The sequence below is a fragment of the Acutalibacter intestini genome (genome assembly GCF_034334985.1).
Classification (GTDB): domain Bacteria; phylum Bacillota; class Clostridia; order Oscillospirales; family Acutalibacteraceae; genus Acutalibacter; species Acutalibacter intestini.
Map to the genome: position 1 here is coordinate 1 of NZ_JAWXXL010000012.1, position 25291 is coordinate 25291.

The window sequence follows — 25291 nt, forward strand, 5'->3', positions numbered from 1 at the left end:
AAGCTGGAGGTCTGCACCCATGCCGATATTGAGGACAAGGACCAGACTGTGACCTTCAGCGAGAAGCCGGAGATTAAGACCACGGCTACCGTAAACGGTGAGAAAAAAGTGGAACCCAAAGGAGAAATCACCATCACCGATACGGTCAGCTACACCGGCCTGACCCCCGGCAAGACCTATAAGCTGTCCGGCGTTCTCATGGACAAGGGCACAGGCGGCAAGTTGCTGGTGGACGGTAAGGAGGTCACCGTCGAGAAGGAGTTCACCCCTGAGAGCGCCAGCGGCACAGAGGAGATCACATTTACTTTCGATTCCTCTGCTCTGGCTGGCAAAGCCGTGGTCGTGTTTGAAACGCTGTACCATGAGGGCAAGGAAGTGGCCGTTCACGCTGACATCAACGACGAGGGCCAGACCGTAGAGTTCACCACCCCAGACAAGCCGGAAATCAAAACTGAGGCTACGGTAAACGGCGAAAAAGAGGTTGACCCCCTGGAGGAAGTCACCATCATCGATACGGTCAGCTACTCCGGCCTGGTCCCCGGCAAGCCTTATAGAATCAGCGGGATTCTCATGGACAAATCCACCGGGGAAAAACTGCTGGTGGATGGCAAGGAAGTTACCGCTGAAGTTGAGTTCACTCCTGAAAATGCCACCGGCACGGTGGAGATTCCCTTCACCTTCAATGCCTCCACACTGGCCGGGAAGTCCATCGTGGTCTTTGAAACCCTGTACCAGGAGGACGTGGAGGTGTTCGTCCACGCCGACATTAACGACAAGAGCCAGACCATCACCATCCGCGGCCTGGGCGTGCTTATCATCAAGAAAACTGCCGAGGACAACTTTGTGGAGGGGATCTCCTTCCTTATCACCGGCAAGAACTACTCCAAGAAGTTCAAGACCGATAAAAATGGCGAAATTCGTGTGGAGGGCCTGGCCCCCGGCGAGTATACCGTCACGGAGATCTCCGACAAGGTAACCGCCCGGTATGAGATCCAGGAAGGCAAAACCGTTACGATCACCACCGGCGACCTTGCCGAAGTGAAGTTCCACAACAAGCTGCTCCGGGGCCAGATCGTGGGCCGCAAGACCGATACCGAGGGAAATCCTCTGGAGGGCGTACTCTTCGGACTGTTCCCCAAGGACGCCAAGGAATTCACCCAGGAGAAGGCTGTGGCTACCGCAAAAACCGATAAAGCAGGAAAGTTCCAGTTTGACAAGGTACCCTACGGCGGCTGGCAGATCGTGGAGCTGGAGCCGCTGCCCGGCTATGTGCCTCTGGATGATTCCATTAAGGTCACGGTTGACAGCAGCACGGTCACCTTGGAGGATATTGAGAACGCCAAGACTCAAATCGTCATTTCCAAGGTGGATTCCGTCACGGGCAAGGAGCTGACAGGGGCCAAGCTGGAGATCCGGGACAAGGACGGTAAAGTCCTGGAAAGCTGGACCACAGACGGCAAACCCCACACCATGGACCGGCTCCCCGCCGGGGAGTATGTTCTGCACGAAGCCAGCGCCCCCAACGGCTACCTGCTGGCCGAGGACGTGAAGTTCACGGTCAAGGACTCGGACGAGGCCATCACCGTGGTCATGAAGGACAGGCCCAAGGACCATCCCGGAACCCCCAACACCGGCGATACCGGCTGGCGGCTGGCCCTGGCGGTGTTTGGCGTGAGCCTGGGCGGCGTGGTACTCTCTCTGGTTATCAGCAGAAAGAAGAAAAAGGGACAGGACTGATTATAACCTGCGGGAAGCCCTTCGCCGGAGCGGCGGAGGGCTTTTCCCTTATATCTCCAAGGAGGAAAATCTATGCAGAAAAGAATGAAAAGGCTGCTGTGCCTTTTGGCTGTTGTCATACTCACCATGTGCTGTTTTGCCTTGCCCGCTGCGGCGACCGGCGACGTGGCCGGGGCCGTGCAGTCCACCTGGACCTCGGCACAGGCCCAGATCAAGGCCATTGTAAACAATGTGGTATTCCCGGTCATTGACGTGGTGCTGGTCATCCTGTTTTTCGTCAAGGTGTCCACCTCGTATTTTGAATACCGCAAACATGGCCAGTTTGAGTTCGCCGCGCCTGCCATCCTGTTTGCCTGTCTGGTGTTCACCCTGACCGCCCCCCTCTATATCTGGGGCGTTGTGGGGATATAACGCCATGAGCGGGCATATCGAGGGAAGGGCCAGAGGGCCTCCTGACCGATAGCAGGAAACACAAACTCCAGTATACTATATCTATTAAATGAAAAGCGAGGTTAAAATCAACATGAATTTCTACGAAAAAGAACTCCGCGCTATGTTCGAGCGCGACCATACCATCAAGGATAAGCAGTTCGCCGGGCGGGTGCTGCTGGGCCGTTTGGGGGACAAGCTGCTGGTCAAGGTCCAGTTCATCCCCTCCCTGGCAGCCGACCACTACAACGCCCTCCAGGTCATCCTTCTGAACCGGGGCAAGGGTTTTGTGGACAAAGAAAACTTCCTGTTCCGGGACCTGATCGGCCCCCAGCGCCGGGAGGATCTGGGCGAGGTGGAGCCCCATGTGTGGGAATACGGAAACAAGCCTGCCTGGTTTATCCCTATCACCGAGGCCCAGCGCCGGAAGATTGCGGACACGGTCCTGGGTTACATTCGGCTCTTCCAGAGCGAGAACACCTAACGAATAAACATACGAAAAACGAAGGGGGCAATCAAAATGTTAGACTGGCTGGGAGGGCTCATCGGCAGCTTTGGCGGGGCCTTGGGCAATGTGTTCTCCACCTTTGGAGAGGGCATTGTGGACTCCATCTGGGACGGGCTGGTGGAGTGGATGCTCAAGTCCTTTTACGGCACCATTTCCGATGTGTTCACGCAGATCGGCGGCATGGGGGCGGAGATATTCGATTTGAGCTGGATCGTGGCCTCGGTCCGGCTGTTCGCCTGCCTGGGCTGGACCCTGTTCGCGGTGGGCATGATCGTGGCGGCGTTCGACCTGGCGATTGAGTACCAGAATGGCCGGGCCAATGTGAAGTCCACGGCGCTCAATGTCCTCAAGGGCTTTTTTGCCGCGAATCTGGTGACACTGGCGCCGGTGGAGCTGTACAAGTTCTGCATCAACCTGCAAAATGTTTTTCTCAAGGATTTGGCCGGGAGCTTTGTGGGAACAGTGGATTTCAACCTGGGGGACGTGGCCCTCAAGGTGCTGACCAGCGTTTTCGGGGGACCCACAGGGGTGGTACTCAACGGATTGTTCCCGCTGTGTATGCTCATAGGCTTATCTTATTGTGTGCTTAAGGTGTTCTTCTCGAACATAAAAAGAGGGGGCATTCTCCTGATTCAAATGGCGGTTGGCACCCTCTATCTCTTCTCTGTCCCGCGGGGTTATACGGACGGGTTCAACCAGTGGTGCAAGCAGATCATCGCCCTGTGCCTGACAGCCTTTCTGCAGACCACGCTCCTTTTCCTGGGCCTGCTGACGTTCCACGACAATATGCTTTTGGGGCTGGGGGTTATGCTGGCGGCTGGCGAGGTGCCGAGAATCGCCCAGCAGTTTGGGCTGGACAGCTCGGTTAAGGTCAACATGATGAGCGTGGTTCACGCTACCAGCACCGCCGTGAATATGACCCGAAATATCGCTCGGGCGATTGCGTAACAAGGAGGCCCACATGAAAAAGAATAATGAAATGGAGAGCCAAGACCTGCGGGTAGACAATGACATCCAAGTGTCCGAAGATGGACACTCCATCATTGCGTACCTGGAAACCTGGTTTGACGTGGAGCGCAAATTCGGCGTTGACCTGTCTGCGGAGGACGCCTGGTTGAATCTGAATGCCATGTACGATCCCTTTGCGGACAAGCTGGTAATGGCCTATGAGGTCAGCACCGATGATCATTCCGAGGTTCATAATTATACGCCCACTGAGAACGAGTCCGCGCTGGTTAAGGCCATGATAGCAGAAAAAATTCAGGAGCTATATAATCAGACGCCCCAGGAGTTCTGCCGGGAAGTCCAACAGGAAGATCATTTACAAATGGAGGAACAGACATGACCCAATACATCTACCCACAAAACCTCAAGGCCACAGCCAACCTGTGGCTGTGGAGCCTGCGGGATTTCGCCACAGCCTGTGTGGGGCTGTTGCTTTCTGTACTGGCGCTGACGCAACTGGGGCTGATTTCGCCCTTTGCCCTGACCGTGGCCTACGCGTTTTTGTCCATCCGGCTGGAAGAGATCACGGTGCTGGATTATGTGCGCTACGCAGGGAACTTCCTCCTGTTCAGTCAACAGGAATACACATGGAGGGCAGCGTAACCAGCAGCAAGTATGCTGCGCACCCAATCCGCGCACAAAATAATTTATTATCATTAAGCATGAGGCCCGCGTCACAGGTCTCATGTTACAGGAGGGTTCAATGAGGCAGAAAAAGAAAAAAGGCAACTCTACCCGCGCCCTGCTGGGCCTGGAGGGGTTCACAAACTATGGCATACAGACCGCCGGTGGGGAGCTGGCGGTTTTTCTTGTGCAGCCCACCAATATCTCGGTGCTGTCCCACGCTAATGTGGAGATCAAGATTAGGCATCTGCTCATGGTGTTCTCCGCCCATCCGGGCCTGGAGATCTCCTGCCTGGATTCCTGCCAGCGGTTTGACGATAACAAGCGGTTCATCAAGCAGCGTCTCCGGGAGGAAGAAAATCCGGCAGTGCGGCAGGTTCTGGAACAGGAGGGCGGCTACCTGGAATCCAAGCAGATCGAGATGTCCACAGCCCGGCAGTTCCTGTTTGTGCTGCGGTTCACCAAGGGGGAAAAGCCGGAGCAGGTGTTCCAGGCCATTAACCTGACGGAGAAGACCATCTCGGAGCAGGGCTTTGAAGTGCGCCGCATGGACCGGGAGGACCTCAAGCGGGTGCTGGGGCTGTACTTTGGCACCAGCATGACCGGAGAGGCGGTGGAGGACGTGGACGGCATCAAAAACTTTAACTTGGATAGGAGGCCGGATAGTTGAAGAAAGGTATCAAAGTATTGATAGGATTTGTGCTGGCGATTGCCCTGGCAGGTTCGGGATTCTGGCTGGTGCATCGGTTCATTGAGTCCAAGGAACAGCAGGCGAACTTCCGGGAGCTGGCTGAGTCGGTGTTATTGGAGCAGCCCTCCTCTTCTCCACCATTAACGGAGCCGGATGGAGCGTCCTCCAAGCCATCGCCAGCAGACCCTATGAGTCCCGCACAGGCCACACCCGCCCCAAGCCCATCGCCGGAGGTTCTGCACGATTTGGGGGCGCTCAAAGAGAAAAACGCTGAATGTGCCGGCTGGATCAGGGTGCCGGGGACGGATATCGACTACCCTTTCATGTGGACGCCGGAGGACCCGGAGCGCTATCTCCGGCGGGACTTCTACGGAAATTACTCCGATTATGGGGTACCCTTTTTTGACCACCGCTGTGACCTTTCCAGCGACAATCTCATCCTCTACGGCCACAATATGTTCGATGGGACCATGTTCACCGACCTGCTGTGGTATCGGGAACGGGAGTACATGGAGGATCACAGTCAAATCATTCTGGAAACGCCGGAAGGTGCGCGGGAGTACCGGGTGATTGCTGTGTGCCAGGCCAACTCGGTGAAATCAAAGTTATACCGGCACATCAATTTTACCGATGCGGCTGGCAAGGCTGACTTTCTGGACGCTGTTCGAGAGGACAGCGTCTTTTTTGCCGGCGCGGACAGCAAGGCCGGGAAATTCATCACTCTGTCAACCTGCGATGTGTCCCGGAGAAATGGCCGGGTCGCTGTGGTGGGCGAGCTGGTACAATAACATTCAAAACCAACAGGAGGCCATATGTTTCAGAAGAAAAAGAAAGACAGCCCGGAGCAGTTGGAGGCCATCGCGGTCAAGGATTTCTTTGACATGATTTTGCCCGGCGTGGTGAAGTTCATGAGCGACCACTACATCTGCGGGGACGCCTACTGCTGCGTGTGGGCCATCCGGGAGTACCCGCCCAGCACCGAGGCCCAGGCCATCCTCTCCCAACTGGCCGACCGGTCCAATATTACATTGCGGGTGTATAACCGGCTGGTGGACAGCATGGAACAGAGGAAGATCATCCAGAACGCTACCCGGCGAAATAAGCTCATGTCCGGGGGCACGGATGTGCAGGAAACTTTGGAGGCTGAGAATAACCTCAAGGATGTAATCGAACTGCTGGCCAACCTCCGCAAGAACCGGGAGCCGCTTTTGCACTGCGCGGTATACATGGAGCTGAAAGCCCCTTCTCTCCAAAAGCTGAAGGAACTCCAGTCGGACGTGCTCATGGAGCTGACCCGCTCCAAAATCAACATCGACCGGCTGAACCTCCGGCAGAAAGAGGGATTCCTCTCTGTTACACCCTTTGGGGCCAACCAGTTCGGGACCCAGTTCGAGCGGGTGCTGCCTGCCTCGGCGGTGGCGAATCTGTACCCCTTTAACTATTCCGGCAAGACCGATCCCCATGGGTTCTACCTGGGCCGGGACAAGTTCGGCACCAATATCCTCACCGACTTCGACCGCCGGGCCGATGACAAGACCAACTCCAATATCCTTATTTTGGGCAACTCCGGCCAAGGCAAATCACACTTGCTCAAGGGCATTGTTTCCAACCTCCGGGAGTCCGGGAAGTCCATTATCCTCATGGACGCGGAGTCCGAATACCAGGATTTGACCAACGCCCTGGGCGGGTGTTACCTGGATTTCATGACCGGCCAATACGTCATTAACCCCTTGCAGCCCATGAAGTGGGAGGGGGATTCAGAAAGAGAAATTGACGACGAGAACACCCCGGAGACCTTCCGCAAGACCAGCGCCCTGTCCCGGCATATTTCCTACCTCAAGGACTTTTTCCGGGCCTACAAGGATTTCTCCACCATACAACTGGACACCATTGAGTTCATGCTCCAAAAGCTGTACCGCAGGTTTGACATGGACGACCACACCGATTTTTCCTCTCTGCCCCCGGACCGGTTTCCCACCATGTCCGATTTCTATGACTTGCTGGAGGACGAGTACAACCTCTACGACCAGAAGAAAAAGAACCTGTTCACCGAGGAAACCCTACAGGAGATATGCTTGGCGCTGAACTCCATGTGCGAGGGGGCCGAGGCACGATTTTTCAACGGCCATACCAATATAAAGGATGACAAATTCCTTTGCTTTGGGGTCAAGGACGTGCTCAACACCAACAAGAGCCTCAACAGAGGACGGACAGCTCAGTCTGTTCGCCCAAGATGGTGCGTCTGGGAGAACGTCCCTGGCGCATATTCCAGCGGGGAGCCGCCCGGCGAGGATTTCCGCATTGTCCTGGAGTCCTTTGCCGGAATTGGCTGCGGTTCCGTATCTGTCCCTCGACCTGACTCCGGGAAGTGGAAATCTGCTGGGCGAATTTTACTGGGAGATACTTTCTCCCTGGCGTGGCGGACTTTGGACGCTCAATACTGGTCCGTCCCCCAGAGACGTGCGCGTGTGTACCTTATCGCAGATTTTGCAGGCCCATGTGCTCCCCAAATACTATTTGACAAAAATGGCTTGTTTGGGGATACTACGCAGGGCCAGGGAACGTGGGAAACCCTTGCCGCCACAACTGGAGACAGCGCTGAAGATACAGGCCAGGCTGATACCTCTTGAGATTCCCCCAAGGCTGCCCCAGGCATTTCATAACAACCAGCGGGAGGAAGTCATTGACCTGGGGGAAACAGCCGGAGCGCTTATGGCCACGACGAATATGCAGATGCAGACCTTTGTGTCCCAAGAGCAGCCCACTAATAAGGAAAGCACACTCCTGGCCTTTGCCATAAACCAGCGCAAGGAAGTGCGTGATCTGATAAATGTATCAGCCGCGCTTACCGCAAGCCAGGGTACGGAAATGCAGACCTTCATATCCGAAAAGCCGTTTACTGCCGGGTTCTGTGCCGGGGCCGGGGCCAAGGCTGGGAGCATTGGCTACACAGAAGAAGTGGCGCCAACCCTCAAGGCAAGCCCCAGCGGGAACATGATGCCCTCGGTGCTGTGCCTCAACGACCAGGGCGGCGGGAATATGGACCTTTCAGTGGAGTATGCCGGGACCCTCCGCGCCCAGGAGCATGGGCATCAGCCGCTGGTGTTTGAGAATCACGGCCAGGATTCCCGGTTTACAGGGCCTGTAGACATAGCGCCCTCCATCTGCGCCGGGGCTGGCGAGGGTGGAAACAACTTACCGTTTGCATTAGAGCAGGAGGTGATTGGGACCCTATGCGCCAGAGATTACAAGGGCGCGGATAATATTTATACAGAACAGAACAAGCTGGTGGTGGAGGGGCCACTTCTCATCAGGCGGCTGATCCCACTGGAATGTGAATTGCTGCAGGGATTTCCTTCCGGCTGGACGGAAGTCCCTGGAGCCTCGGATACCGCAAGGTACAAAGCCCTGGGCAACAGCATCGCCGTTCCCTGTGCGGAGTTTATCCTGGGCGGGATTGTAAAATACTTGGAAATGGAGGTTCTGTGTGGCTAAGAAAAATCAGGAAAACCCGCTGGAAGAACTGGAAAAAGCCTATACCCAATGGCAGCGGCTCTATGAAAACGGCGGCTCCGACCCTTTCTGGCCGGACGGCGTAAACCTCAATCTGGTGAGAAATCACATCATCTACTACAAAGGGCAGATCAAGGAAACCTGTCCTCTCTACATGGCGGATGAGATATATTTGAGAGATCTGCCGCCGGAAGTGGATCAGAACTACATGGCCAACACGGATAAAATCCGGGAACAGGCCCGGCAGTCACTAGGGGCATATCTGGCTGACCCCAACTACCAATACCTCCTACGCCACCGGGATAGCCTATCCCCAAAACAGAGCAAGGAACTGTGCGTAGGCGCTGTGCTTGGGTATGTGGCAGGGCTCCAGAAATCAATCGCCCAGGACAATCTGGTGGAGATGCGCCGCCACCGGGAACCGGAACGGTACCTGGAATCATTCCGGGACTGCGCGGAGAGGGTGCGGCAGGCGCTGGAATCCGCTGAACCTAATCTGTTTACTGTGGCGGCAGAAGAAAGTGATGAACTTGATATGGATATGACAATGTGATATTACAGTGCCCGGCCCAACTCATACGCCCTATGTACAGCCTCCTCACAGGTCTGCCCGGTGACAACTATCGGCTCCATCCTCTCAAAACCCCAGCCGTCAAAGGGTCGGAGCAGCGCCTCGTAATTGGCACGGTACTCTGGATTATCCGGCGCGCCTTGTGCGAAAATGGGGTACAGTTTTTTGCCTGGCCCAATCCTGCACTTCGCCTCCGGGCCCACACGGTCATGCAGGCAGAAATGGCGGTTCATGAACGACCACGCCTCACCCTGGGGGTAGCCCATATAAATTCCAGCGCCGAACACCACCGCGCCAGCGTCAGGAAGGGCATCGAAATAGGGCCGCAGAGCGTCCTGCTGGGCACAGAAACCGTCCAGCTTTTTTGCAGGTGTGGCAGCCTGTGCAGCCGCTTAACCCCTTGCCGATGGGTACCAGCAGAACCTCGTGGCCCGCCTCCTCCGCGCCTTGCAGGAAAGCTTTCACGGCCCTTTGGGAAAGGCTCTTGGGCAGACAGCTGCACGTTACGCCGATAATTTTCATGATGACATTCCTCCATGAAAACACTGTAAGTTACACAAAATTATAACATGGCGCAGCTATCGTGTCAACGCAAAGGAGTTGCTTATATGAGCGATCTAGGCCAACATATGGAGGCCATATCGTGTTTCAAGGAGAAGATCGCGTCCAACTGGCAGGCGTATCGTGAAAAGCTGCTTGCTCTGCCCAAAGAGGTCCTGAACGACAGGGCGGAAGAAATTGCCGCCGTAAAACTCAGCCGGGAGGTGCTGACCAGCCCCAGCCTTTCCAGGAACGACTTGGACTATCTGGTCCGGTTCTCCGATCCTCTCCAGGTGGTCGCCGAGAGCTGGCTCAGTGAGCAGGACGGAGATCAGAGCGCAGCTCTCGACCATGCGCTGTGGGAGCTGCGGGACCGGCAGGACGCAGAGCAGTTGTATGAGATGAAGCAGACCATGTAAAATAGGAGTGATCAAATCATGCAGATCGACAAAAGAAAGGTCAGGGCCGCTTATCTTAACAAATTGAAAGACAGTTGGCAGAAATATAATTCCTGGCTGGAGAACGCCTCCTCCCCCGTTCTAAGAGAGCGTTCCCGGGAGATCGCGGCGGTCCGGGCCTGCTATGACGCCCTAGCCAAAGGTCCAGCCAGCAAGGAGGAAATGCTCTATCTCCTCCGTTTCCGCGACCCGCTGATGGCCGTAAAACACGTTTATCTGACCATGCAGGAGGACGTGCTGGCAGAGGACGTGTTCGAGGTGGTTTCCGTTATGCAGGACGTTCCGGATACAGACTCGCACTTTGCCTTGGACGAGGAATGGGCAGAGCGGGACGACCCGGAGCTGCGGAAAGCCTTTCGGGAAAAGGTGGAGAGGTGCTGGAACTGGTTCTGCGATGACATCCAGGACTGTACCCCTCTGGAGCTGCTGAACCGGGCCAGGAAACTGGAGGCCGCAAGGACCAGCTACATCCTGCTGAAGAAACCGGCGCTGCCCTTGGAGTGCATACAGTATTTGATTCGGTTCAAGGACCCGCTGAGAGTTACCTATGAGGAATGGCTGGAGTCAACCGCTATGTACGGAGCAGGTGTGCGGTTCGGCATAGAGCTGATGCTGGAGCTTCCCAGGGCGGCAAGGGTCAGGCCGGTGATTCGGCTGCGGGTTAAGAAAACGCAATGAGGTGATCAGCTATGTCTGAAAAGAAGTCCTTGTTGGATAGTCTCTATGATGGCGAGATATTCCCTGCTGAGGACATCGTGCCCCAATCGGACGAGTATCAGGAGGCCGTGGACAAGCAGAGCAGGATACAGAGCAGACTGGAATCCAAGCTGCCAGAAAAGCATCATGCGCTGCTGGAAAGGTTTGTGACCGCCATAGAATGCACCCACACCATTGAACTTCGGCAGACCTATGCCGAGGGGGTCCGCTTTGGGTTCCGGCTCATGCTGGAAACGCTCTGCGGCAGGGACAAATAAAGCTGCTTATAGACCACGGCATGGACTTTGAGGCGTTCGCCTTCCAAGTCAAGGGGCAGGACAGTAAGGAAATATCAGAGCAACTAAGATTGGAGCTGTTAAAATGGAAATCAGCATTACAGTCCAGATGGACAGCGAACGCTATAAGGCGTTGAAGAAATACCTCAAGCGCAAGGCCAACTCCACTGTGGAGCAGGAGCTGGAATACGCATTGACCCGCCTTTACGACAAGTACGTCCCGGTTACGGTGCGGGAGTATTTGGAGGAAGGAGACGAGGACGCCGGCGAGGAAAGCGGGGACTGACATGGAGGCAATTAGCAGAGAGTTCGCCTTCCATGATCTGACACAAAAATAAGTCAAGAAGGGGGACGGAGAGATCCGCTCCCCTTCTCTTTATTCCAATAAAAAACGAAAGGAGCCAAGACCCCAATGGAAACCTACGATAAAATTCTGGCCATGTGGAGGACCCACAAGCTGGAGGTTGGCGCTGACATTGACCGGGCGCTGGATAATTTCAAGACCAGCTTTGCCTTTCAGTCAGGGCGGCTGACCAACCCTCAGATCACCTATCACGACACCGTGAGCATCTTTGAGAAGGACAGCGTTGCCGAGTACACTGGCTTGGTGCGCTCCCTGTTGGAACAGCGCAATCAACGGCTCTGCTATGAATATACCCGCGCCAAGCTGGTGGAGCGGGCGCTCCTGGACATTCCCTTGGTGCTGGAGGTCCACAAACTGCTCACCAATGGCACCTATAATCAAAGTCACTATATCGACAACGGCGAACGCCCCGGCGAGTTCAAGAAACACGATTACGGAGTGGGCCTGCATGAAGTGGGCGTTCCCGCCAGCCGTGTGGAGCGGGAGGTGGGAGATCTGCTGGGCGAGGTCAACGGCTACACAGGCCCGTGGACCCTTATGGCAGCGGCCTACCTCCACGCCCGCTTTGAGCACCTCCACCCCTTTGCCGACGGCAATGGCCGGGTAGGGAGGACGCTGGTTAACTACTACCTTATGTAGGGGTTGCGGTTCTGGATTTTTGAGATTTTAGGGGTTGCAGACCTCGAAAATGGCGGTATTTCAAGCGTTGTTCCGGGGTTGCGCCCCAGAAGGAGGTGAGCGGCAATTTCACTGCCAAAAGGAAAGGTCAAGTTCGCGTTATGGGTCAGGCCGGAAACAATGGACCGGGTAACCGAGTGGTATCAGCAGCTTGACTGCATCAGCAAGTCGGAGTTCATTGAGAAGGCCGTCCAGTTTTACGTCAGCCATCTCACGGCGGAAGACGGCGGCAGCTATCTCCCCCACGCCTTCCTCTCCACCATGAAAAGCATTGTCAGCGAAAGCACCCGGCGCATCTGCAATATCCTCTTCAAGCTGGCGGTGGAGCTGGCTATGCTCATGAATGTGATCGCCGCCACCCACAGGATCGACCGGGAGACTTTGGACAGGCTGCGGGGGGAGTGCATAAAGGAAGTCAAAAAGACTAACGGCAGTTTTACGCTGGATGACGCCGTGGAATGGCAGGAAGGAGGCAAATGAACAACACTGGCCCATTAAATTACAGAGGGGGTGAACAGATGGAAGAATTATTGTGGGAGATCATTAAGAAAATCCATGGAGAGTTCCTTGAGAAAATTCGTGGAGAGGTCCAGGAGATTATAAATAAAGAGTTCGATGAACTCTTCGAGAGCATGGCTGAAGAAACCGATGACTATACAAATATCACTATGCAAACTGAGGAGAAAAATAATGTCCAAGCCCCATCTGAACAGCAGACAACCGAGGAAAACGTAGAGCAGGAAGAGGACATAGGCCCTGCCATGCTTATGTGAGGAGGGATTAAATGAGAGGAACTCCTATCGAGCTTACATCAGATAATTACGCCGGCCGGCTCAAAGAGATCACCGACCGCTTGGAGCAGGGGGTCGCAGATTTGTTTGACAGCGACCGATACAAAGAGTATCTCCGGGTGATGTCCCGGTTCCACCGCTACAGTTTCAACAACACTCTGCTGATTGCCATGCAGTGTCCGGGGGCCACCAGGCTGGCTGGACTCCAGAGTTGGAAGAAGTTCGGGCGGCACGTTAAGAAAGGCGAGAAGGGCATCAAGGTGATTGCGCCCACGCCTTTCAAGAAAACTGTGGAGGAAGATGGAGAGGAAAAGGAGGTCGTGGTGCCGCGCTACAAGGTGGTATCCACATATGATGTGAGCCAAACCGAGGGAAAGCCTCTGCCGGAGATCGCCAGCACCCTCACCGGCAGCGTGGATAGCTAAGGTGTGCCGTTGGGGGTGCGGGTAAAGGAACATGGAAAAAGCGAACGCTGCCCTGTAATGGGGCGGATAGGGATTGAATCGTAAAATATTCGACAACATTATCCCACGCGAAAGCGGGCAGACTTCCATGCGGTCTTTCTTTACAAGAGAACTTACAGAATTTTCGAAAGGAGAAAAGCAAATGGACAGGAAACTGTGTGCATCTCTTGACGGCGCTGGCCCGTGGTCTGAAATCGATTGAGACTATGCGGAATCTGCCGTTAGAAAACTGCAAGCACGTATTGTAAAGGCTCAAAAGGAAGGCAGGACCGGCAGGGTGAAAGCCTTGCAGCGACTACTGACCACATCCTTTTTCGCCAAAGCTCTGGCGGTGAAAAGGGTGACGGAAAGCACAGGAAAACGAACTGCCGGGGTAGACAGTGAAATATGGTCTACACCCAAAATGAAGTATGAAGCAATTTTCAGACTGACGCAAAAAGGTTACCATGGCTGATTCGCAAGCTGAATCCCATGATTCGCGGCTGGGTCAATTACCAGCGGTTCAATGTGTCTGCTGTGGCGTTTGAATATGTAGATTATCAAGTGTTCAAATGTCTGTGGGCTTGGTGCAGGCGCAGGCATCCAAAGAAAAGCAAGACATGGATAGCCACAAAATATTTCCACCGTATCGGCAACCGCAGCTGGACATTTTCCGTTCCTACAAAGCAGAAAATGAGCAATAGGGAAACTCTCTATATCCGGCTGATATATGCAACAGATACGGATATTATCCGCTTTACAAAAATCCGCAACCGTTCCAATCCATTCGATGCGGATGACCAAGAATATTTTGAAAAACGCAACACCGAGAAAATGCGCAATAGTCTGAAGGGCAGAAAGATATTGGCGAAACTCTTCCGCCAGCAGAAAGGTTTGTGTCCTGTTTGCGGAAAGAAAATCACCGTGGACACGGGATTCCAGGTTTACGACGATAAAGAAAATCGCCAAAACCCCAAGCAAATGCTTCATCCGGAATGCTATAGAAAGGTTCGTAAAAATGATGTTTCCTTTGAGCCGGTTCCCGAAGGGGAGCTTTGAAAGGCTTGAGCCGTATGAGGGGAAACTCTCATGTACGGTTCTTAGGGGAGGCTCCGGCAGTAATGCCGGGGTCTTACCCGACCAAATCCTGTGCTTCGATACAGAGATAGATGCCGAGCGGTTTTGCAACGAGAAGTGTGCCGTGTTCGTTATTTTACCGGAGGAAAACCCTAATTCGTTTTTTATGATTTCGCTGATCATCCAGCAGCTCTACCGGGAGATTCTTTCTGTTGCCGATGAAAACGGCGGCAAGCTGAAAAACAGGTGTATTTTCTTCTGCGACGAGTACGGCACCAGTGCGACACGTTTCTAAGTGAAAAGCTTAGACACAGGTTTAATTGAGCAGAAAATTGAAAGGAGTTTCTATGAAGGACTTGTAGAACTGATATCCCGATAGGTGGAATGAAGGAGTAACGCCCCCAAACGCCTACCTTGAAACTGCGACAGGCGGGGAGCCGTGCAATAGGCGCTCTGTCTGAGAGCTCGCAAAGTCGGCAGAAGTTTGTCCAAACAGGGCTGTTGTAATTTAGCCGCTGTGGAAACCGGCCTGGAGACAGGCTGTGCAGATGATATGCCGGAGGTCTATAAAATACCCATGGTGAGAATGTCTTTTAAGACTGACGAAACCCCGAATGAACGGCTCTAGACGTATGGGCGGCAGAAATGCCGCTGCCGTATAATTGCGGTGTATGTGAGGGTGAGTAAAATTTCGTACTATGAAAGTCCTTACACTATTACAGGTAGTGTCCAGCATACAGGGCCAAAGGGCAGCCTAAAGGTATATGTACAGATAGGGATATCGGAACGTGGAAAGGCCGGAGCATGGAGCGGATTGCACCGCTGTGAAATGCTGGCAGGGAATCCATAACCTGCCTTTGTCCGGTTGAGAGTGATGCCACAGTACCTGTGAAGCGGCGATAACAAGCCGTGGAGGGATAGGCATTAGTCGTATTATGTGAACAAAATAAAGTTCGATTCATTTCATAGGTTCGAGTAAGACTAAGAAAAGCCGACTTCCCTTTGGAGGTGTTGGCTGACTATGGCAACAAACAAAAAACCGAAAAAGCAAAAGCTAAGAAACGCGGAATATTATGACCTTCAATCTGTGTTCGACAGACTGTATTCAGAAAGCAAAGGTGGCAAGGTGTTTACTAAAATTATGCCGCTGGTACTTTCCGAAAACAACATCCGTCTTGCTTACCGCAACTTGAAAAAGAACAGCGGGTGCAAGACAGCGGGGACAGATAAAAAGACCATCAAAGACCTTGAAACGTGGAAAGAGCCCGACCTGATACACTATGTGCGCAAACGCCTGGAATGGTATGTCCCCCAGCCTGTTCGTCGGGTGGAAATACCCAAAGATAACGGCAAAACACGTCCGCTGGGTATACCCACCATCATGGACAGGCTGATACAGCAATGCTTCCTGCAAGTGCTGGAGCCCATATGTGAAGCAAAATTCCATGACCGCAGTTTTGGGTTTCGCCCGAACCGCAGCCAGGAAAACGCGGTTGCGGTAGCTTATTCTCTAGCCCAGCGCCAGGGCTTGCATTTTGTTGTAGACCTTGATATTAAAGGGTTCTTTGACAATGTGAGCCACGGCAAGCTGCTCCGGCAGATGTGGATGTTGGGTATCCGGGACAAAAAGCTTCTATCCATTATTTCCTCTATGCTGAAAGCGGAAGTAGCTGGAATAGGCTTCCCGGAAAAAGGTACCCCGCAAGGCGGAGTGATTTCCCCTTTGCTCTCCAATATCGTGCTCAACGAATTGGATTGTGTGGATAATACTTCAGCTTCGCTGAAGTATACAGCCAATGGGAAAATATGCCCATGCGCAAAAACTACACCCACATTCGAAGCGATAACGGCGTAGCGGATAAGGGATATGTATACCATGTTTTAAGGGAAAAGACCAATTTGAAAGAGTGCTACGGTTTGCGTTATGCAGACGATTTCCGTATTTTCTGCCGGAAACGGCAGGATGCGGAAAGGCTGTTTATTGCCACGCAGAAATGGCTCAAAGAGAGGTTAGGGCTGGATATCAGCCCGGAGAAATCCCAAATCGTCAATTTGAAACGGCGCTATTCAGAGTTTCTCGGCTTCAAAATAAAGGTCTGCAAAAAGGGCGAAAAGAACGGCAAGCCCAAGTATACGGTGGTCTCCCATGTTTCGGATAAGCGCAAAGAGAAAATCAAAAAGCGTGCCGCTGAAATGGTAGGAAAAATCAAGTTCCCCGCAGATAAGTTTGAGGAACACAAATTCATTATGGACTACAATTCCTATGTGATGGGAGTTCATAATTATTATCGCATAGCGACCCATGTAAGTCAAGATTTTGCGGAAATCGGCTTTCCGGTCAAACGGACTATGAAATGCAGATTAGGTCAGAGATTAAAGCGTAAGGGGAATACATTACCCCCATTTGTTCAGCAAATGTATGGTAAGAGCAAACAGCTCCGCTACATCAGAGGGCTGTTTGTCCTGCCGATATCCTTTGTCCAGACAAGGCCGCCAAAACACAGGCCCCGGGATTGGTGCGTGTATACACCAGAGGGCCGGGCGGCAGTCCATAAAGCGTTGGAGAAAATCAATATCCCCATCCTGCATTATTTGATGGAACATCCTGTAAGGAATGAGAGCATTGAGTACAATGATAACCGTCTAGCGCTCTATTGCGCCCAGCAGGGAAAGTGCGCTATAACGGGCAAGCCCCTTGAAATTGGCGATATTCATTGCCACCATTAAGTTCGTAGGGTTGATGGCGGCAATGACAGTTACTCAAATCTTATTCTAGTTTGCAGGGATGCACACATCTTGCTCCATGCCATGTGGGAATCTACTATAGAACACTATGTGGAAAAGCTGGCTCTAAACGCAAAGCAAAAGGATAAGCTGAACAGATTAAGAAAGCGTTTGAATCTTGATCCAATCTAAAAACTTGGTTGTTGAAAAATCGATACTTTATAGAAATTCCATGATACGATGGAACGCCGGATGAGCGGAAACGCTCATGTCCGGTGTGAAGCGGGGGAAAATCCGGAAATGATTTCAAAGGATTACCTATCGCTATTTCCAAAAATTGAATCCGCTGAAATGATGTTCTCCGCATCCCGCTCCCGCCGCCTGAGCATTGTGCCGGTCATTCAATCCCTGGGGCAGCTTGAGAAGAACTACGGCAAGGAGGGCGCGGAAATCATAATCGATAATACCCAGTTAACCATCTTCGGCGGCTTTGCGCCTAACAGCGAAACCGCCCAGGTGTTGAGCAAATTTCTGGGCAGCAGGACGGCGCTCTCTGGTTCCGTCAGCCGTGGAAAGAAAGACCCCAGCCAGTCTCTCCAGATGATCGAGCGCCCACTCATGACAGCGGACGAGTTAAAGTCTATGCCCAAGGGACAATTCATCGTGATGAAAACCGGCACAAATCCCATGAAGGTCAAACTGAAACTTTTCTTTAAGTGGGGCATTGCGTTCGGGAAACCGTACCAGGTGCCGGATCAGGGCAGCAGGCCGGTTCGGTATGCCAGCAGGCAGGCGCTGATGGAGGCCATTCATGAGGCGTTCCCCCGTCTGCGTCCCAGATCGCGGCCAGCGGCGATTCCACAGGAGCAGCCCGCCAAAGTGATTACAGAGCGAAAGGATGCTGACAATGGGTAGGCTGGAAAATATTTATCGGAGCGATTTGCCCAAGCGTGCAGTCCTTGTGTATATGTACCTGTCAGACCGGTCGGGGAAGGAGGGGCAGTGTTTTCCCTCTGTCCCCACCATAGCCCGGCAGACGAAACTATCAGAGGCTACTGTACACCGGGCGATTAAGGACTTGGAGAAAGGAGGTTTCCTCTATGTCACAGGCCGTCAGCGGCCCAATGGCGCGGATTCCTCGAATCTCTATACATTGACGGATGCTGAACCGGGGTGGTGATTTTGAAAAAAACACTCACAAGGGAGTACTCCGGGTTTTCGCTGACACCGGGAGGGTCTCATAGTGACAGCCTGCAAATAAAAAGTCAAGCCCCCTAAGCCAAAAAATGAAAGAAAGTGGATGGAAAAAGTGAACACAGCAAACAGACTGCCGCCCAAAAGCGGCAGTCAGGAAGAAAAGATTGTTTCTGTCAGTCCGTCAAAGGCTCGTCCCAAAGACCTTTCTCTTTAAGAGAATCCCTGACCCTGCCATAGTAAATACGCAGGAACTTGGTGCCTCCGGCGGTCATGTAGACGTAGAACGGTTTGCCCTCAGAACGCTTCTTGTCCAGGAATTGGTACACAGGATCGTCAACGGGTTTCAGTTGAAGCAGAATGGACATGATGACAAACAAAGTCTTGCGCAGGTGAGGAGAACCGCGTTTGCCGATTCTGCCCTTATTGGACTCTTTGGAGCCTGAATCGTTTCTGCCCGGGTCGATGCCTGCAAAAGCTACCAGAGAACTCTTTTGTGCAAAGCGGCGCACATCGCCAATCTCCGCCATGAGCTGGGGGCCGGCAGAAAGGCCGACGCCGGTCATGGCCATGACGGCCTCATACTCAGGGAGCTGGGATGCCAACCGGTTCATTTCAGCACGGAATACTTCGGCAGTATGAGAGATAGTGTTAAGCTGAGTTATAGCCTCTCTCACCAGCAGCTTCGTGGTATCCGACTTTGGAACCAGAGGAAACAACGTCCGGACATTCTCGTGAATCTCAGCGGCTTTTGCCGCACTGAAATTGTAGCCATGGCGCTTGCACCACTTCTGGTATTTCACGGTAAAAGCGTTCAGGCTGAGCTTTGCGACACAGTCCACGTGCCAGAAAGCTTGGGCAAAATCTACCCACTTCTGGCTGCCGTCCGGTCGCACAGGGCTGCTGAACAGAGAGCGCACACCGGGGTAGGACTGCTCCATCAGGGCAATCAGATTGTTGGAACAGGCTATACGGTTCTTGCTGGCCAGATGGAACTGGCGGTTAAGGGTTTTGAGTTGGTAACGTATGGTATCCATAGGTGTATATTGCCGCAGTTCCTCCCAATTGTCAAGGGTGTATCTGGCAATTTTCTTGGCGTCCGCCTTGTCGGTTTTGACGCTGCGAAGAGAATTGTCGCCATAGTTCCTGATCAGCAGGGGATTGACCGCTGAGACCCACAGGCCGCTTTCGTGCAGTACATTGGCGATAGATTCATAAAAATTGCCGGTGTGCTCCATAACTACCCTGACTTCACCGTCCAGGGCTCTCAACTTCTCTAAGAGGCTGGCAAATCCCTGGCTGTTGTGCGTCACATTGAACGGGCGGATCACAATATCCGTCTTTGACCGGAGCACCGCCACGGTGCTCCACCCATTTGAAACATCCACTCCCACAGCATACATTTTGGATTCCTCCTGATACCTTGATTACAACGGTAATCCATCCTTTTCTCATCACCGATTCCATCTGTTTGCTGACCCGAGCGGCTGCTCTACCTGCACAAATCGAACGCTGCGAATGGGGGGATGGCTGACGGACTTTCCAACGAGCGCTTCGCTCTTGGAGTTGAAAGTCAGACCATTGCCCCTCCATTCTAACAGCTTTGGCATGAGATGTCCCAAGCCTGTGGCTGGCTGCCACATATATGGGGCAAATATATTGTAACAGGAGTTGATTTTCACCCACAAACGCTCTCAGAAGTCCCTGATAGACTCTATCAACCGCAAGCTCTCCGGCTGGGCCTCCTATCACCGCTACTCTAACGCTAGGGCCGCGTTCCGGGAGATTGATGAACTGGTGGAGGGCTGCCTCTGGAAAGCAGCTTTGGTCCGGCATCCTCGAATGAACCCGCCGAAACTACGGGCAAAATACTGGTACACAGATTCTCAGGGCAGGAGAGCTTATACTCTGCCTAATAACAAAAGTGTGCGTGTCCGGCGTTTGTCAGAGGTGCTGTTGGTGGCTTGCTATGAGAAAGTCCTGCTAAACAAGAATCCCTATATGGACGTGGAATATTTTCAGCGCCGCCACGAGAGAAAAAACGTCATCGGAGCAACGGGTAAGTATCAGGATGTTTGGAAACGGCAGAGAGGCCGGTGCTATTACTGCGGTAGGCCGATCCTGCTGGACCAACTCAGAGATGTGGTGCAGCTTGACCTTGCCTTACCCGATGTACCCTCTAATCTTGCGTATGTCCATGAGATGTGCAAAGCGAACGAGCTGTCCGTGGCGGAAGTTTTAGGTGATGTGAGCGTGTATACCCACAGGGAGCTGTTGGACGGAGCCCAGGAGATTGCCACTTCCCAGGGCCCGCAGGCAAGGGAAAAGCTGGCAGGCCCCCTGCGGGATAACTGGCTGTTTATGCCGCTCAAAAAGTGGTTTGCCAAAAGAACCGAGGCGTCAATCACACTTACATTTAAGGAAATAGAGCGCATTTTGGGCCGGAAACTTTCACCGTCCGTAAGAGAATACCCCTCCCGCTGGTACACCCGGCCCGACCAGAACGCCATGGCGGAGGCTTGGGTGACAGAGGGCTATACATTAACATTGGGTGACTTGGATTTGAAACGTGAGAAAGTGACCTTCCGCAGAGCAGAGGAAGGTATGTCCCACGCAAAACTTCCAACCTGGCTGACTGTGGGAAGAATCCCGGATGAGGTTGCGGCGGAGATAGAGGGGTTCTTTGCATATATAAAGAAAAAGTATGGGCTGTAAAAAAGGGCGCCGCAAAAATTGCGGCGTCCTCCCATTTTTCATCCTCCGTCAGTTACCGCCATTCCCCCCGGCGCATCCTCTTAACGCAGATCTCCTCCATATAAAACTCTTCCACCCGCGCAATCAGGTAGCCGATCCCCGCGCCCACGGCCATAAACCCAAGGCTGCAAAAGAGTGCGACCGTCTGCATTATAACCAGCCGGTTTCCTCTCTCAAACTGCTCCCCAAATCGCTCCAGGGCCGGGAAGGAGCGGCCGAAATCGTGGCCGTAATACCACAGGTCCGTGATCTGCTCCGGCGGCAGCAGGGACGAGGGCAGGCTGACAAAGTGTAAAATTACCGCGATTCCTCCAAGGAGCACAATGCTGACGCCAACGCTCATGGGCCACATCCGGGGATACTTTTTGGGGAGCTGGTTCTCATACCAAGCATAGCCCCACATCCAGAACAGGATGACAAATATCATGAGCAGCAGGCCCGTGCAGATGAAATTGCCCTGGAACTGCTCCATAGCTGACAAGCTATAGATCCTGGCCCCGGAAAGCTCCGGCACAAGGCTCTTGGCCCGGCCCTCCATGAAGGGCTGCTGGTCAGATTCCACGGACAGCAGTAGGGCGTTGCCGTCCTGGGCCACGATCTCCACGCCGCTGGGGAGATGATCTAGCTCCGGCGCGTCCTCCGGGAACACGGCAAGCCACTGATCGGCGGCTTTGTCCCCGCCCCGGATTACCTCCACCAGCTCGCCATCGGTCAGCGTTTTTGAGGCATACTGGACATACTCTCCCCAGCCGCCATTGTCTAGGAGTACATTGTCCTCGTCCATAGAGAACCCCTGTACCTCCCGGACCCGCACCCCAGCCTCCCAGCCGGTACCCTCATAAATCTCGTAAAGGTGCATCCCACCTTCGCTGTCCGGTTGCAGGCAGTCAAGAGGCAGCTTTGCCGGGGAACCTGAGCTGTAGCTGTTTTCGGCACTCACAGTGGTGACCTGCGGGGTCATCAGCTCCTGGTTTTTAACAGCGAAGAGGGTGCAGGCGGCAATCAGCCAGAAAACCAGGGCCGACACCCACAGGGCTTTCTGCTTTAGTGTGGTAGGTTTCCAGGGCGGCCGGTCACTAAACAAATACCTCTCATACGGGTCGTTTTTTTCTTTCTTCATCATTTCACCTCCGCCAAGACGATGCCCTCCACCAGTTCCCGGTTAAAATAGGTAAACAGGAACAGGGGAGGCAGTACTACCAGAATGCAGCAGACCAGTTGTAGAGTCGGGTCAGCGGGCGGCACATATGCCAGCGCCACCGAGAGGGGGTAGCGCAGAAAGTCCTTAATGTAGGCGATGGGCTGTTCTACCATGTTCCAGCCGTCCAGAAAGGAGAGCAAAGTCACGCAGACCAGCCCGCTGGTGTTCATGGGCAAGATGATTTTTGTCAGCAGACGGAACAGCCCGCAGCCGTCCAACTTGGCGGCGTCAATGATGTCGTCGCTCACCGACTTGAAACTCTGGGTCAGGATGAAGGTGCCCAGAGGTACGAAGATGGACGGAAGAATTAGAGCGGAGTAGGTATCCAGCAGGCCCAATTTGTCCAGCATGATGTAGTTGGGGGCCAAGGTAACCTGCAGGGGCAGGACCATAAGAATCATGAGCACAAACAGGATGGCGTCCCGCCCCTTGAACTCACACTTGGCAAACCCGTAGCCCGCCAGTACAGATACCACAAGCTGTCCCGCCGCGATGCACAGGCAGATGCCCATGCTTTTCCAGAACCGCAGCAGGTATTGGGGCGAACCCAGGAACACATCGTAATAATAGTCAAATGTGATGCCGCCGCCAGCAGGCAAAAAGCTGAGAATCAGCACATAGCAGAAGGGGGCGATGGAGATAACCGCCAGCAGAATGGCAAACACCTCACCCGGTTTGATTGCTTTTCTCATGCCCGGAACGCCTCCTTCCTGCGGACGAACCCGTAGAACACCGCGAACACCACCAGAACCACAACCAAGAGCAGCACCGAGGCCACGGACAGCTTAGCGTAATTCAGATTCTCAAAGCTGTTGTTTAAGAAATGCTGGAGCATGTAGATGTTCTCGTTGGGATGGGTACCGCCGATGAGGAAAATCTCTCGAAAACACTTGAAGGCGTTGATCAGCGAGAAGATGATGGCAAAGAACACCGAGTACCACATCTGCGGCGTGGTGATGTAGAAGAACTTCTGCCAACTGGATGCCCCGTCCAGATCGGCGGCGGAGTACTGCTCCTCCGGGATGGTGACAAGCCCGGCCAGCAGCAGAATCACACTGTAGCCGGTGTTTTTCCATAGGTACAGGAGCAGTACCACGCCGAAAGCCGCAGGCCCGCCCAGCCAGTCCACCAGGGGCAGGCCCAGGGCATCGGCCACGCTTGGCACCAAGCCGGAATCGGCAAAGAGCAGCTCCACCAGAATGACCGCGCCCACAACCGGCATGATGTAGGGAAACAGGAACACAGATTTGAGCAGTTTGTGCTTGTTAGCATGTTTCTGCATGAGCAGGGCGATGGCGTAGGCCAGCACCATGATGAGGGGCAGAGCTGCAGCTAAAAAGCGCATGGTGTTGCCGAATGCCAACTGGAGCATGCGGTTTGAGGCCACATCCTGGTAGTTGATAAAGCCGATAAAATTACTGGCCCCACCGCTGCCGGTGGACATGGAGTACTGCACCACCAGCACGAAGGGAATGCCATAGAACAGCAGGCAGCCGATTAAGAGTGGGCTGATTAGCAGCCAGCCTTGCAGAGTTTCTCGTTTCTTTTTCATATGGCTACACCTATATTTTAGCTTTCTGCCAATTCCATATTCATTCGCATATATGCGTCATGAATCATTGTTTCCTTCGATTTGGAGGTTGATGTGGTCAAGTCAATATACAGTTGCTGTAATTCTCTTTCTAAAGGTGTAGCAAATTCAGAGAACGTGATATTATCCCTGACCGCACAGAACTCATTATAGAGGGGGTCGGGCATTGTCCATTCCTTGTTATTGCCCGTACTGACAGAGGTTCCCTGCGTCATCAGTCCATCCAAAGTGGGTACTGCATTATCATATGTCATAAATGCATATAGTTTTGACCTTTGACACTCTTCTCCAAGCAAATAATCCACCACGGAAAACGCTGCTTCTGGGTTCTCGGCATTGGCATTGATTCCCACAAAACTTGTGACAGTTGCCATATATCCTCCATTGCGCGAATAGAGGGGAACTAAAGTAAATGAATCATCATTCTTGAATGCCTCATTATAGTCATTCAATTTAAAAGAATCCAGAACCTTCAAGTTGAAGCGGAAATGGGGAATAGTATTATCGTTGTCCAGCGTTTGATGATTTGTTATTTTTTCACAAAATCGAGTCAAATCTTCTTCTGAGAAAGCTAGCTTGTCATTCTCAAAGTCGGCAAGCGGCGCCAACGCACTCCCCATAAGAGTAGATGTGTCTGATACCGCGGCAACACCCAGCGCAGTATCCTGAAAAAACATATCATCCCATTTCATTTCTTTTGACAAAGCGCTTTTCACATCACTTTTTCGAAAAAGTGTGGTCGGGACAGTGTACGTCATTGGCAACAACATTTGTCCCTTCTCTGTTCTCCCCGCTTTCATAACAACCTGCGTCAGCTTATCCCATTCCATGTGTTTTGCCGTCTTAATATAATTATCTAGTGGCAAAAACATATTTCGTTTCATGGCCTGTTGGGGAAACCGAAAGATTGGCTCAACATAATGCACTTGAAAATTGTTGTCTTTATCAAAATGAAAACCAATACCACTGAGACATACAAAAACATCTGGTCCTCCACCTGCCATGATCTCTGTCCGCAAATTCGAAAGATATATGTCACGCTCTTCGCCACATTTCGGAGGGAATTCTAGCTGAATATTCTCCGATCCTCCAGCATCTTTTATCGCAGCAACAAGCCCAATGGTTTTTTCTCCTCCAGCTGAAGGAACAGCCTTATATTTTCTTAATTCGTCTTCAACATCAAGATACAAGCTACTACCGAATTCTACATCAACAAGAACCCGGAGAGAACGATGATCTTCAACTGGATTGTCCGACATCTGTGAATTGTTGAGGTTTGATTTTTGCCCTAACTCACCACATCCGGCAAATTGGGAGATTAGTAAACAGATGGCAAGAATACTTAATATATACTTTTTCATAAGAATTTGACTCCTCTTGTTAAATAGCACAAACAATAGACTTAG

30 protein-coding genes and 4 pseudogenes are annotated in these 25291 nt (G+C 52.8%); 27 read left to right on the forward strand and 7 right to left on the reverse strand.

All coding sequences use genetic code 11. The features are described from left to right. From U8U68_RS10325 to U8U68_RS10375, 11 genes are all read left to right on the forward strand, one after another. Positions 1–1737: VaFE repeat-containing surface-anchored protein (locus U8U68_RS10325; protein ID WP_322200732.1), on the forward strand; the 1737-nt coding region annotated here is incomplete at its 5' end. A gap of 72 nt (positions 1738–1809) precedes the next feature. Beyond that, positions 1810–2148, forward strand: a complete 339-nt coding sequence (locus U8U68_RS10330; RefSeq protein WP_322200733.1) for a DUF3852 domain-containing protein — start codon at positions 1810–1812, stop codon at positions 2146–2148. 112 nt (positions 2149–2260) lie between these two features. Further along, positions 2261–2650: a hypothetical protein gene (locus U8U68_RS10335; protein WP_322200734.1), complete on the forward strand. Its 390-nt coding sequence runs from the start codon at positions 2261–2263 to the stop codon at positions 2648–2650. A gap of 36 nt (positions 2651–2686) precedes the next feature. Continuing rightward, entirely contained in the window at positions 2687–3622 is a 936-nt protein-coding gene (locus U8U68_RS10340) for a conjugal transfer protein TrbL family protein (RefSeq protein ID WP_322200735.1), read from the forward strand. Between the two features lie 13 nt (positions 3623–3635). After that, entirely contained in the window at positions 3636–4019 is a 384-nt protein-coding gene (locus U8U68_RS10345; RefSeq protein WP_322200736.1) for a hypothetical protein, read from the forward strand. After that, positions 4016–4282 (forward strand): hypothetical protein, encoded by a 267-nt coding sequence (locus U8U68_RS10350; RefSeq protein WP_322200737.1) that lies wholly within the window; start codon positions 4016–4018, stop codon positions 4280–4282. Before U8U68_RS10345 ends, U8U68_RS10350 begins: the two co-directional genes overlap by 4 nt. Before the next feature lie 100 nt (positions 4283–4382). After that, positions 4383–4973, forward strand: coding sequence for a hypothetical protein (locus U8U68_RS10355; RefSeq protein WP_322200738.1), 591 nt, complete (start codon positions 4383–4385; stop codon positions 4971–4973). After that, the gene (locus U8U68_RS10360) at positions 4970–5782 is read left to right on the forward strand and encodes a class B sortase (RefSeq protein ID WP_322200739.1); all 813 of its coding nucleotides are present in this window, start codon (positions 4970–4972) and stop codon (positions 5780–5782) included. Before U8U68_RS10355 ends, U8U68_RS10360 begins: the two co-directional genes overlap by 4 nt. A 24-nt stretch (positions 5783–5806) precedes the next feature. Then, a complete protein-coding gene (locus U8U68_RS10365) occupies positions 5807–7624 on the forward strand; it encodes a TraG/VirB4 family ATPase (protein WP_322200740.1) in 1818 nt (605 codons plus the stop codon). Continuing rightward, positions 7569–8489, forward strand: a complete 921-nt coding sequence (locus U8U68_RS10370; protein WP_322200741.1) for a DNA cytosine methyltransferase — start codon at positions 7569–7571, stop codon at positions 8487–8489. Before U8U68_RS10365 ends, U8U68_RS10370 begins: the two co-directional genes overlap by 56 nt. Further along, positions 8482–9060, forward strand: a complete 579-nt coding sequence (locus U8U68_RS10375; protein WP_322200742.1) for a hypothetical protein — start codon at positions 8482–8484, stop codon at positions 9058–9060. Before U8U68_RS10370 ends, U8U68_RS10375 begins: the two co-directional genes overlap by 8 nt. Positions 9061–9062: 2 nt before the next feature. Here U8U68_RS10375 and U8U68_RS10380 read toward each other — a convergent pair whose 3' ends face one another. Together U8U68_RS10380 and U8U68_RS10385 are read right to left on the reverse strand one after the other, a co-directional pair. Beyond that, on the reverse strand, positions 9063–9311 hold the full coding sequence (locus tag U8U68_RS10380; RefSeq protein WP_322200743.1) for a hypothetical protein: 249 nt from the start codon (positions 9309–9311) through the stop codon (positions 9063–9065). Between the two features lie 67 nt (positions 9312–9378). After that, on the reverse strand, positions 9379–9600 hold the full coding sequence (locus tag U8U68_RS10385; RefSeq protein ID WP_322200744.1) for a flavodoxin family protein: 222 nt from the start codon (positions 9598–9600) through the stop codon (positions 9379–9381). A gap of 86 nt (positions 9601–9686) precedes the next feature. Here U8U68_RS10385 and U8U68_RS10390 point away from each other — a divergent pair, with 86 nt between their 5' ends. The 15 genes and pseudogenes from U8U68_RS10390 to U8U68_RS10450 all read left to right on the forward strand — a co-directional run bounded on the left by U8U68_RS10390 (position 9687) and on the right by U8U68_RS10450 (position 18325). After that, positions 9687–10037 carry a hypothetical protein gene (locus U8U68_RS10390; protein WP_322200745.1) on the forward strand — a complete coding sequence of 117 codons (351 nt, stop codon included), beginning with the start codon at positions 9687–9689 and terminating at the stop codon, positions 10035–10037. Positions 10038–10055: 18 nt separating this feature from the next. After that, the gene (locus tag U8U68_RS10395) at positions 10056–10754 is read left to right on the forward strand and encodes a hypothetical protein (RefSeq protein WP_322200746.1); all 699 of its coding nucleotides are present in this window, start codon (positions 10056–10058) and stop codon (positions 10752–10754) included. Positions 10755–10765: 11 nt separating this feature from the next. Beyond that, a complete protein-coding gene (locus U8U68_RS10400) occupies positions 10766–11050 on the forward strand; it encodes a DUF6809 family protein (RefSeq protein ID WP_322200747.1) in 285 nt (94 codons plus the stop codon). A 103-nt stretch (positions 11051–11153) separates the two neighbouring features. Continuing rightward, the gene (locus U8U68_RS10405; protein WP_322200748.1) at positions 11154–11354 is read left to right on the forward strand and encodes a DUF6103 family protein; all 201 of its coding nucleotides are present in this window, start codon (positions 11154–11156) and stop codon (positions 11352–11354) included. Positions 11355–11480: 126 nt separating this feature from the next. Further along, positions 11481–12071, forward strand: a complete 591-nt coding sequence (locus U8U68_RS10410) for a Fic family protein (RefSeq protein WP_322200749.1) — start codon at positions 11481–11483, stop codon at positions 12069–12071. Between the two features lie 159 nt (positions 12072–12230). Further along, positions 12231–12590 (forward strand): hypothetical protein, encoded by a 360-nt coding sequence (locus tag U8U68_RS10415; RefSeq protein ID WP_322200750.1) that lies wholly within the window; start codon positions 12231–12233, stop codon positions 12588–12590. Continuing rightward, positions 12587–12883, forward strand: a complete 297-nt coding sequence (locus U8U68_RS10420; protein ID WP_322200751.1) for a hypothetical protein — start codon at positions 12587–12589, stop codon at positions 12881–12883. The genes U8U68_RS10415 and U8U68_RS10420 overlap by 4 nt, the downstream gene beginning before the upstream one ends. Before the next feature lie 11 nt (positions 12884–12894). Then, positions 12895–13317: pseudogene (locus U8U68_RS10425) on the forward strand (ArdC family protein); the annotation flags it as partial. A gap of 268 nt (positions 13318–13585) precedes the next feature. After that, positions 13586–13819: pseudogene (locus U8U68_RS22355) on the forward strand (reverse transcriptase N-terminal domain-containing protein); the annotation flags it as partial. A gap of 17 nt (positions 13820–13836) precedes the next feature. Continuing rightward, on the forward strand, positions 13837–14403 hold the full coding sequence (locus U8U68_RS22360) for a group II intron maturase-specific domain-containing protein (RefSeq protein ID WP_367575807.1): 567 nt from the start codon (positions 13837–13839) through the stop codon (positions 14401–14403). 79 nt (positions 14404–14482) lie between these two features. Continuing rightward, positions 14483–14698 (forward strand): annotated as a pseudogene (locus U8U68_RS10435) (type IV secretory system conjugative DNA transfer family protein); the annotation flags it as partial. Positions 14699–15442: 744 nt separating this feature from the next. After that, entirely contained in the window at positions 15443–16276 is an 834-nt protein-coding gene (locus U8U68_RS22630; RefSeq protein ID WP_437124423.1) for a reverse transcriptase domain-containing protein, read from the forward strand. Then, the gene (locus U8U68_RS22635; RefSeq protein ID WP_437124424.1) at positions 16234–17148 is read left to right on the forward strand and encodes a reverse transcriptase domain-containing protein; all 915 of its coding nucleotides are present in this window, start codon (positions 16234–16236) and stop codon (positions 17146–17148) included. The genes U8U68_RS22630 and U8U68_RS22635 overlap by 43 nt, the downstream gene beginning before the upstream one ends. A 309-nt stretch (positions 17149–17457) precedes the next feature. Continuing rightward, a pseudogene (locus U8U68_RS10445) lies at positions 17458–17955 on the forward strand (type IV secretory system conjugative DNA transfer family protein); the annotation flags it as partial. 97 nt (positions 17956–18052) lie between these two features. Next, positions 18053–18325, forward strand: coding sequence for a helix-turn-helix domain-containing protein (locus tag U8U68_RS10450; RefSeq protein WP_322200752.1), 273 nt, complete (start codon positions 18053–18055; stop codon positions 18323–18325). A gap of 190 nt (positions 18326–18515) precedes the next feature. Here U8U68_RS10450 and U8U68_RS10455 read toward each other — a convergent pair whose 3' ends face one another. Then, complete coding sequence (locus U8U68_RS10455; RefSeq protein ID WP_322200753.1) at positions 18516–19742, reverse strand: IS110 family RNA-guided transposase; 1227 nt, start codon at positions 19740–19742, stop codon at positions 18516–18518. A 268-nt stretch (positions 19743–20010) separates the two neighbouring features. Between U8U68_RS10455 and U8U68_RS10460 the strand changes: the two genes are divergently transcribed. After that, the gene (locus U8U68_RS10460; RefSeq protein ID WP_322200754.1) at positions 20011–21054 is read left to right on the forward strand and encodes a group II intron maturase-specific domain-containing protein; all 1044 of its coding nucleotides are present in this window, start codon (positions 20011–20013) and stop codon (positions 21052–21054) included. A gap of 52 nt (positions 21055–21106) precedes the next feature. On the opposite strand, the gene U8U68_RS10465 is transcribed toward U8U68_RS10460, so the two are convergent. From U8U68_RS10465 to U8U68_RS10480, 4 genes are read right to left on the reverse strand one after another with little or no spacing between them, the layout of a single operon-like run. Next, a complete protein-coding gene (locus U8U68_RS10465; RefSeq protein ID WP_322200755.1) occupies positions 21107–22216 on the reverse strand; it encodes a hypothetical protein in 1110 nt (369 codons plus the stop codon). Beyond that, on the reverse strand, positions 22213–22986 hold the full coding sequence (locus U8U68_RS10470) for a carbohydrate ABC transporter permease (RefSeq protein WP_322200756.1): 774 nt from the start codon (positions 22984–22986) through the stop codon (positions 22213–22215). Before U8U68_RS10470 ends, U8U68_RS10465 begins: the two co-directional genes overlap by 4 nt. After that, positions 22983–23846 (reverse strand): carbohydrate ABC transporter permease, encoded by an 864-nt coding sequence (locus U8U68_RS10475; RefSeq protein WP_322200757.1) that lies wholly within the window; start codon positions 23844–23846, stop codon positions 22983–22985. Before U8U68_RS10475 ends, U8U68_RS10470 begins: the two co-directional genes overlap by 4 nt. A 17-nt stretch (positions 23847–23863) precedes the next feature. Further along, positions 23864–25246 (reverse strand): hypothetical protein, encoded by a 1383-nt coding sequence (locus U8U68_RS10480; RefSeq protein ID WP_322200758.1) that lies wholly within the window; start codon positions 25244–25246, stop codon positions 23864–23866. Positions 25247–25291 lie beyond the last annotated feature (45 nt).

What these genes read in the sequence shown, in the direction of transcription:
- U8U68_RS22635 (WP_437124424.1), top strand. Translation starts at nt 16,234, where the DNA reads ATGCGCAAAAACTACACCCACATTCGAAGCGATAACGGCGTAGCGGAT.
- U8U68_RS10365 (WP_322200740.1), top strand. Translation starts at nt 5,807, where the DNA reads ATGTTTCAGAAGAAAAAGAAAGACAGCCCGGAGCAGTTGGAGGCCATC.
- U8U68_RS10450 (WP_322200752.1), top strand. Translation starts at nt 18,053, where the DNA reads ATGGGTAGGCTGGAAAATATTTATCGGAGCGATTTGCCCAAGCGTGCA.
- U8U68_RS10455 (WP_322200753.1), bottom strand. Translation starts at nt 19,742, where the DNA reads ATGTATGCTGTGGGAGTGGATGTTTCAAATGGGTGGAGCACCGTGGCG.
- U8U68_RS10350 (WP_322200737.1), top strand. Translation starts at nt 4,016, where the DNA reads ATGACCCAATACATCTACCCACAAAACCTCAAGGCCACAGCCAACCTG.
- U8U68_RS10345 (WP_322200736.1), top strand. Translation starts at nt 3,636, where the DNA reads ATGAAAAAGAATAATGAAATGGAGAGCCAAGACCTGCGGGTAGACAAT.
- U8U68_RS10405 (WP_322200748.1), top strand. Translation starts at nt 11,154, where the DNA reads ATGGAAATCAGCATTACAGTCCAGATGGACAGCGAACGCTATAAGGCG.
- U8U68_RS10390 (WP_322200745.1), top strand. Translation starts at nt 9,687, where the DNA reads ATGAGCGATCTAGGCCAACATATGGAGGCCATATCGTGTTTCAAGGAG.
- U8U68_RS10400 (WP_322200747.1), top strand. Translation starts at nt 10,766, where the DNA reads ATGTCTGAAAAGAAGTCCTTGTTGGATAGTCTCTATGATGGCGAGATA.
- U8U68_RS10340 (WP_322200735.1), top strand. Translation starts at nt 2,687, where the DNA reads ATGTTAGACTGGCTGGGAGGGCTCATCGGCAGCTTTGGCGGGGCCTTG.
- U8U68_RS10385 (WP_322200744.1), bottom strand. Translation starts at nt 9,600, where the DNA reads ATGAAAATTATCGGCGTAACGTGCAGCTGTCTGCCCAAGAGCCTTTCC.
- U8U68_RS10480 (WP_322200758.1), bottom strand. Translation starts at nt 25,246, where the DNA reads ATGAAAAAGTATATATTAAGTATTCTTGCCATCTGTTTACTAATCTCC.
- U8U68_RS10410 (WP_322200749.1), top strand. Translation starts at nt 11,481, where the DNA reads ATGGAAACCTACGATAAAATTCTGGCCATGTGGAGGACCCACAAGCTG.
- U8U68_RS10335 (WP_322200734.1), top strand. Translation starts at nt 2,261, where the DNA reads ATGAATTTCTACGAAAAAGAACTCCGCGCTATGTTCGAGCGCGACCAT.
- U8U68_RS10395 (WP_322200746.1), top strand. Translation starts at nt 10,056, where the DNA reads ATGCAGATCGACAAAAGAAAGGTCAGGGCCGCTTATCTTAACAAATTG.
- U8U68_RS10355 (WP_322200738.1), top strand. Translation starts at nt 4,383, where the DNA reads ATGAGGCAGAAAAAGAAAAAAGGCAACTCTACCCGCGCCCTGCTGGGC.
- U8U68_RS10465 (WP_322200755.1), bottom strand. Translation starts at nt 22,216, where the DNA reads ATGATGAAGAAAGAAAAAAACGACCCGTATGAGAGGTATTTGTTTAGT.
- U8U68_RS10415 (WP_322200750.1), top strand. Translation starts at nt 12,231, where the DNA reads ATGGACCGGGTAACCGAGTGGTATCAGCAGCTTGACTGCATCAGCAAG.
- U8U68_RS10330 (WP_322200733.1), top strand. Translation starts at nt 1,810, where the DNA reads ATGCAGAAAAGAATGAAAAGGCTGCTGTGCCTTTTGGCTGTTGTCATA.
- U8U68_RS22630 (WP_437124423.1), top strand. Translation starts at nt 15,443, where the DNA reads ATGGCAACAAACAAAAAACCGAAAAAGCAAAAGCTAAGAAACGCGGAA.
- U8U68_RS10380 (WP_322200743.1), bottom strand. Translation starts at nt 9,311, where the DNA reads ATGAACCGCCATTTCTGCCTGCATGACCGTGTGGGCCCGGAGGCGAAG.
- U8U68_RS22360 (WP_367575807.1), top strand. Translation starts at nt 13,837, where the DNA reads ATGATTCGCGGCTGGGTCAATTACCAGCGGTTCAATGTGTCTGCTGTG.
- U8U68_RS10420 (WP_322200751.1), top strand. Translation starts at nt 12,587, where the DNA reads ATGAACAACACTGGCCCATTAAATTACAGAGGGGGTGAACAGATGGAA.
- U8U68_RS10470 (WP_322200756.1), bottom strand. Translation starts at nt 22,986, where the DNA reads ATGAGAAAAGCAATCAAACCGGGTGAGGTGTTTGCCATTCTGCTGGCG.
- U8U68_RS10475 (WP_322200757.1), bottom strand. Translation starts at nt 23,846, where the DNA reads ATGAAAAAGAAACGAGAAACTCTGCAAGGCTGGCTGCTAATCAGCCCA.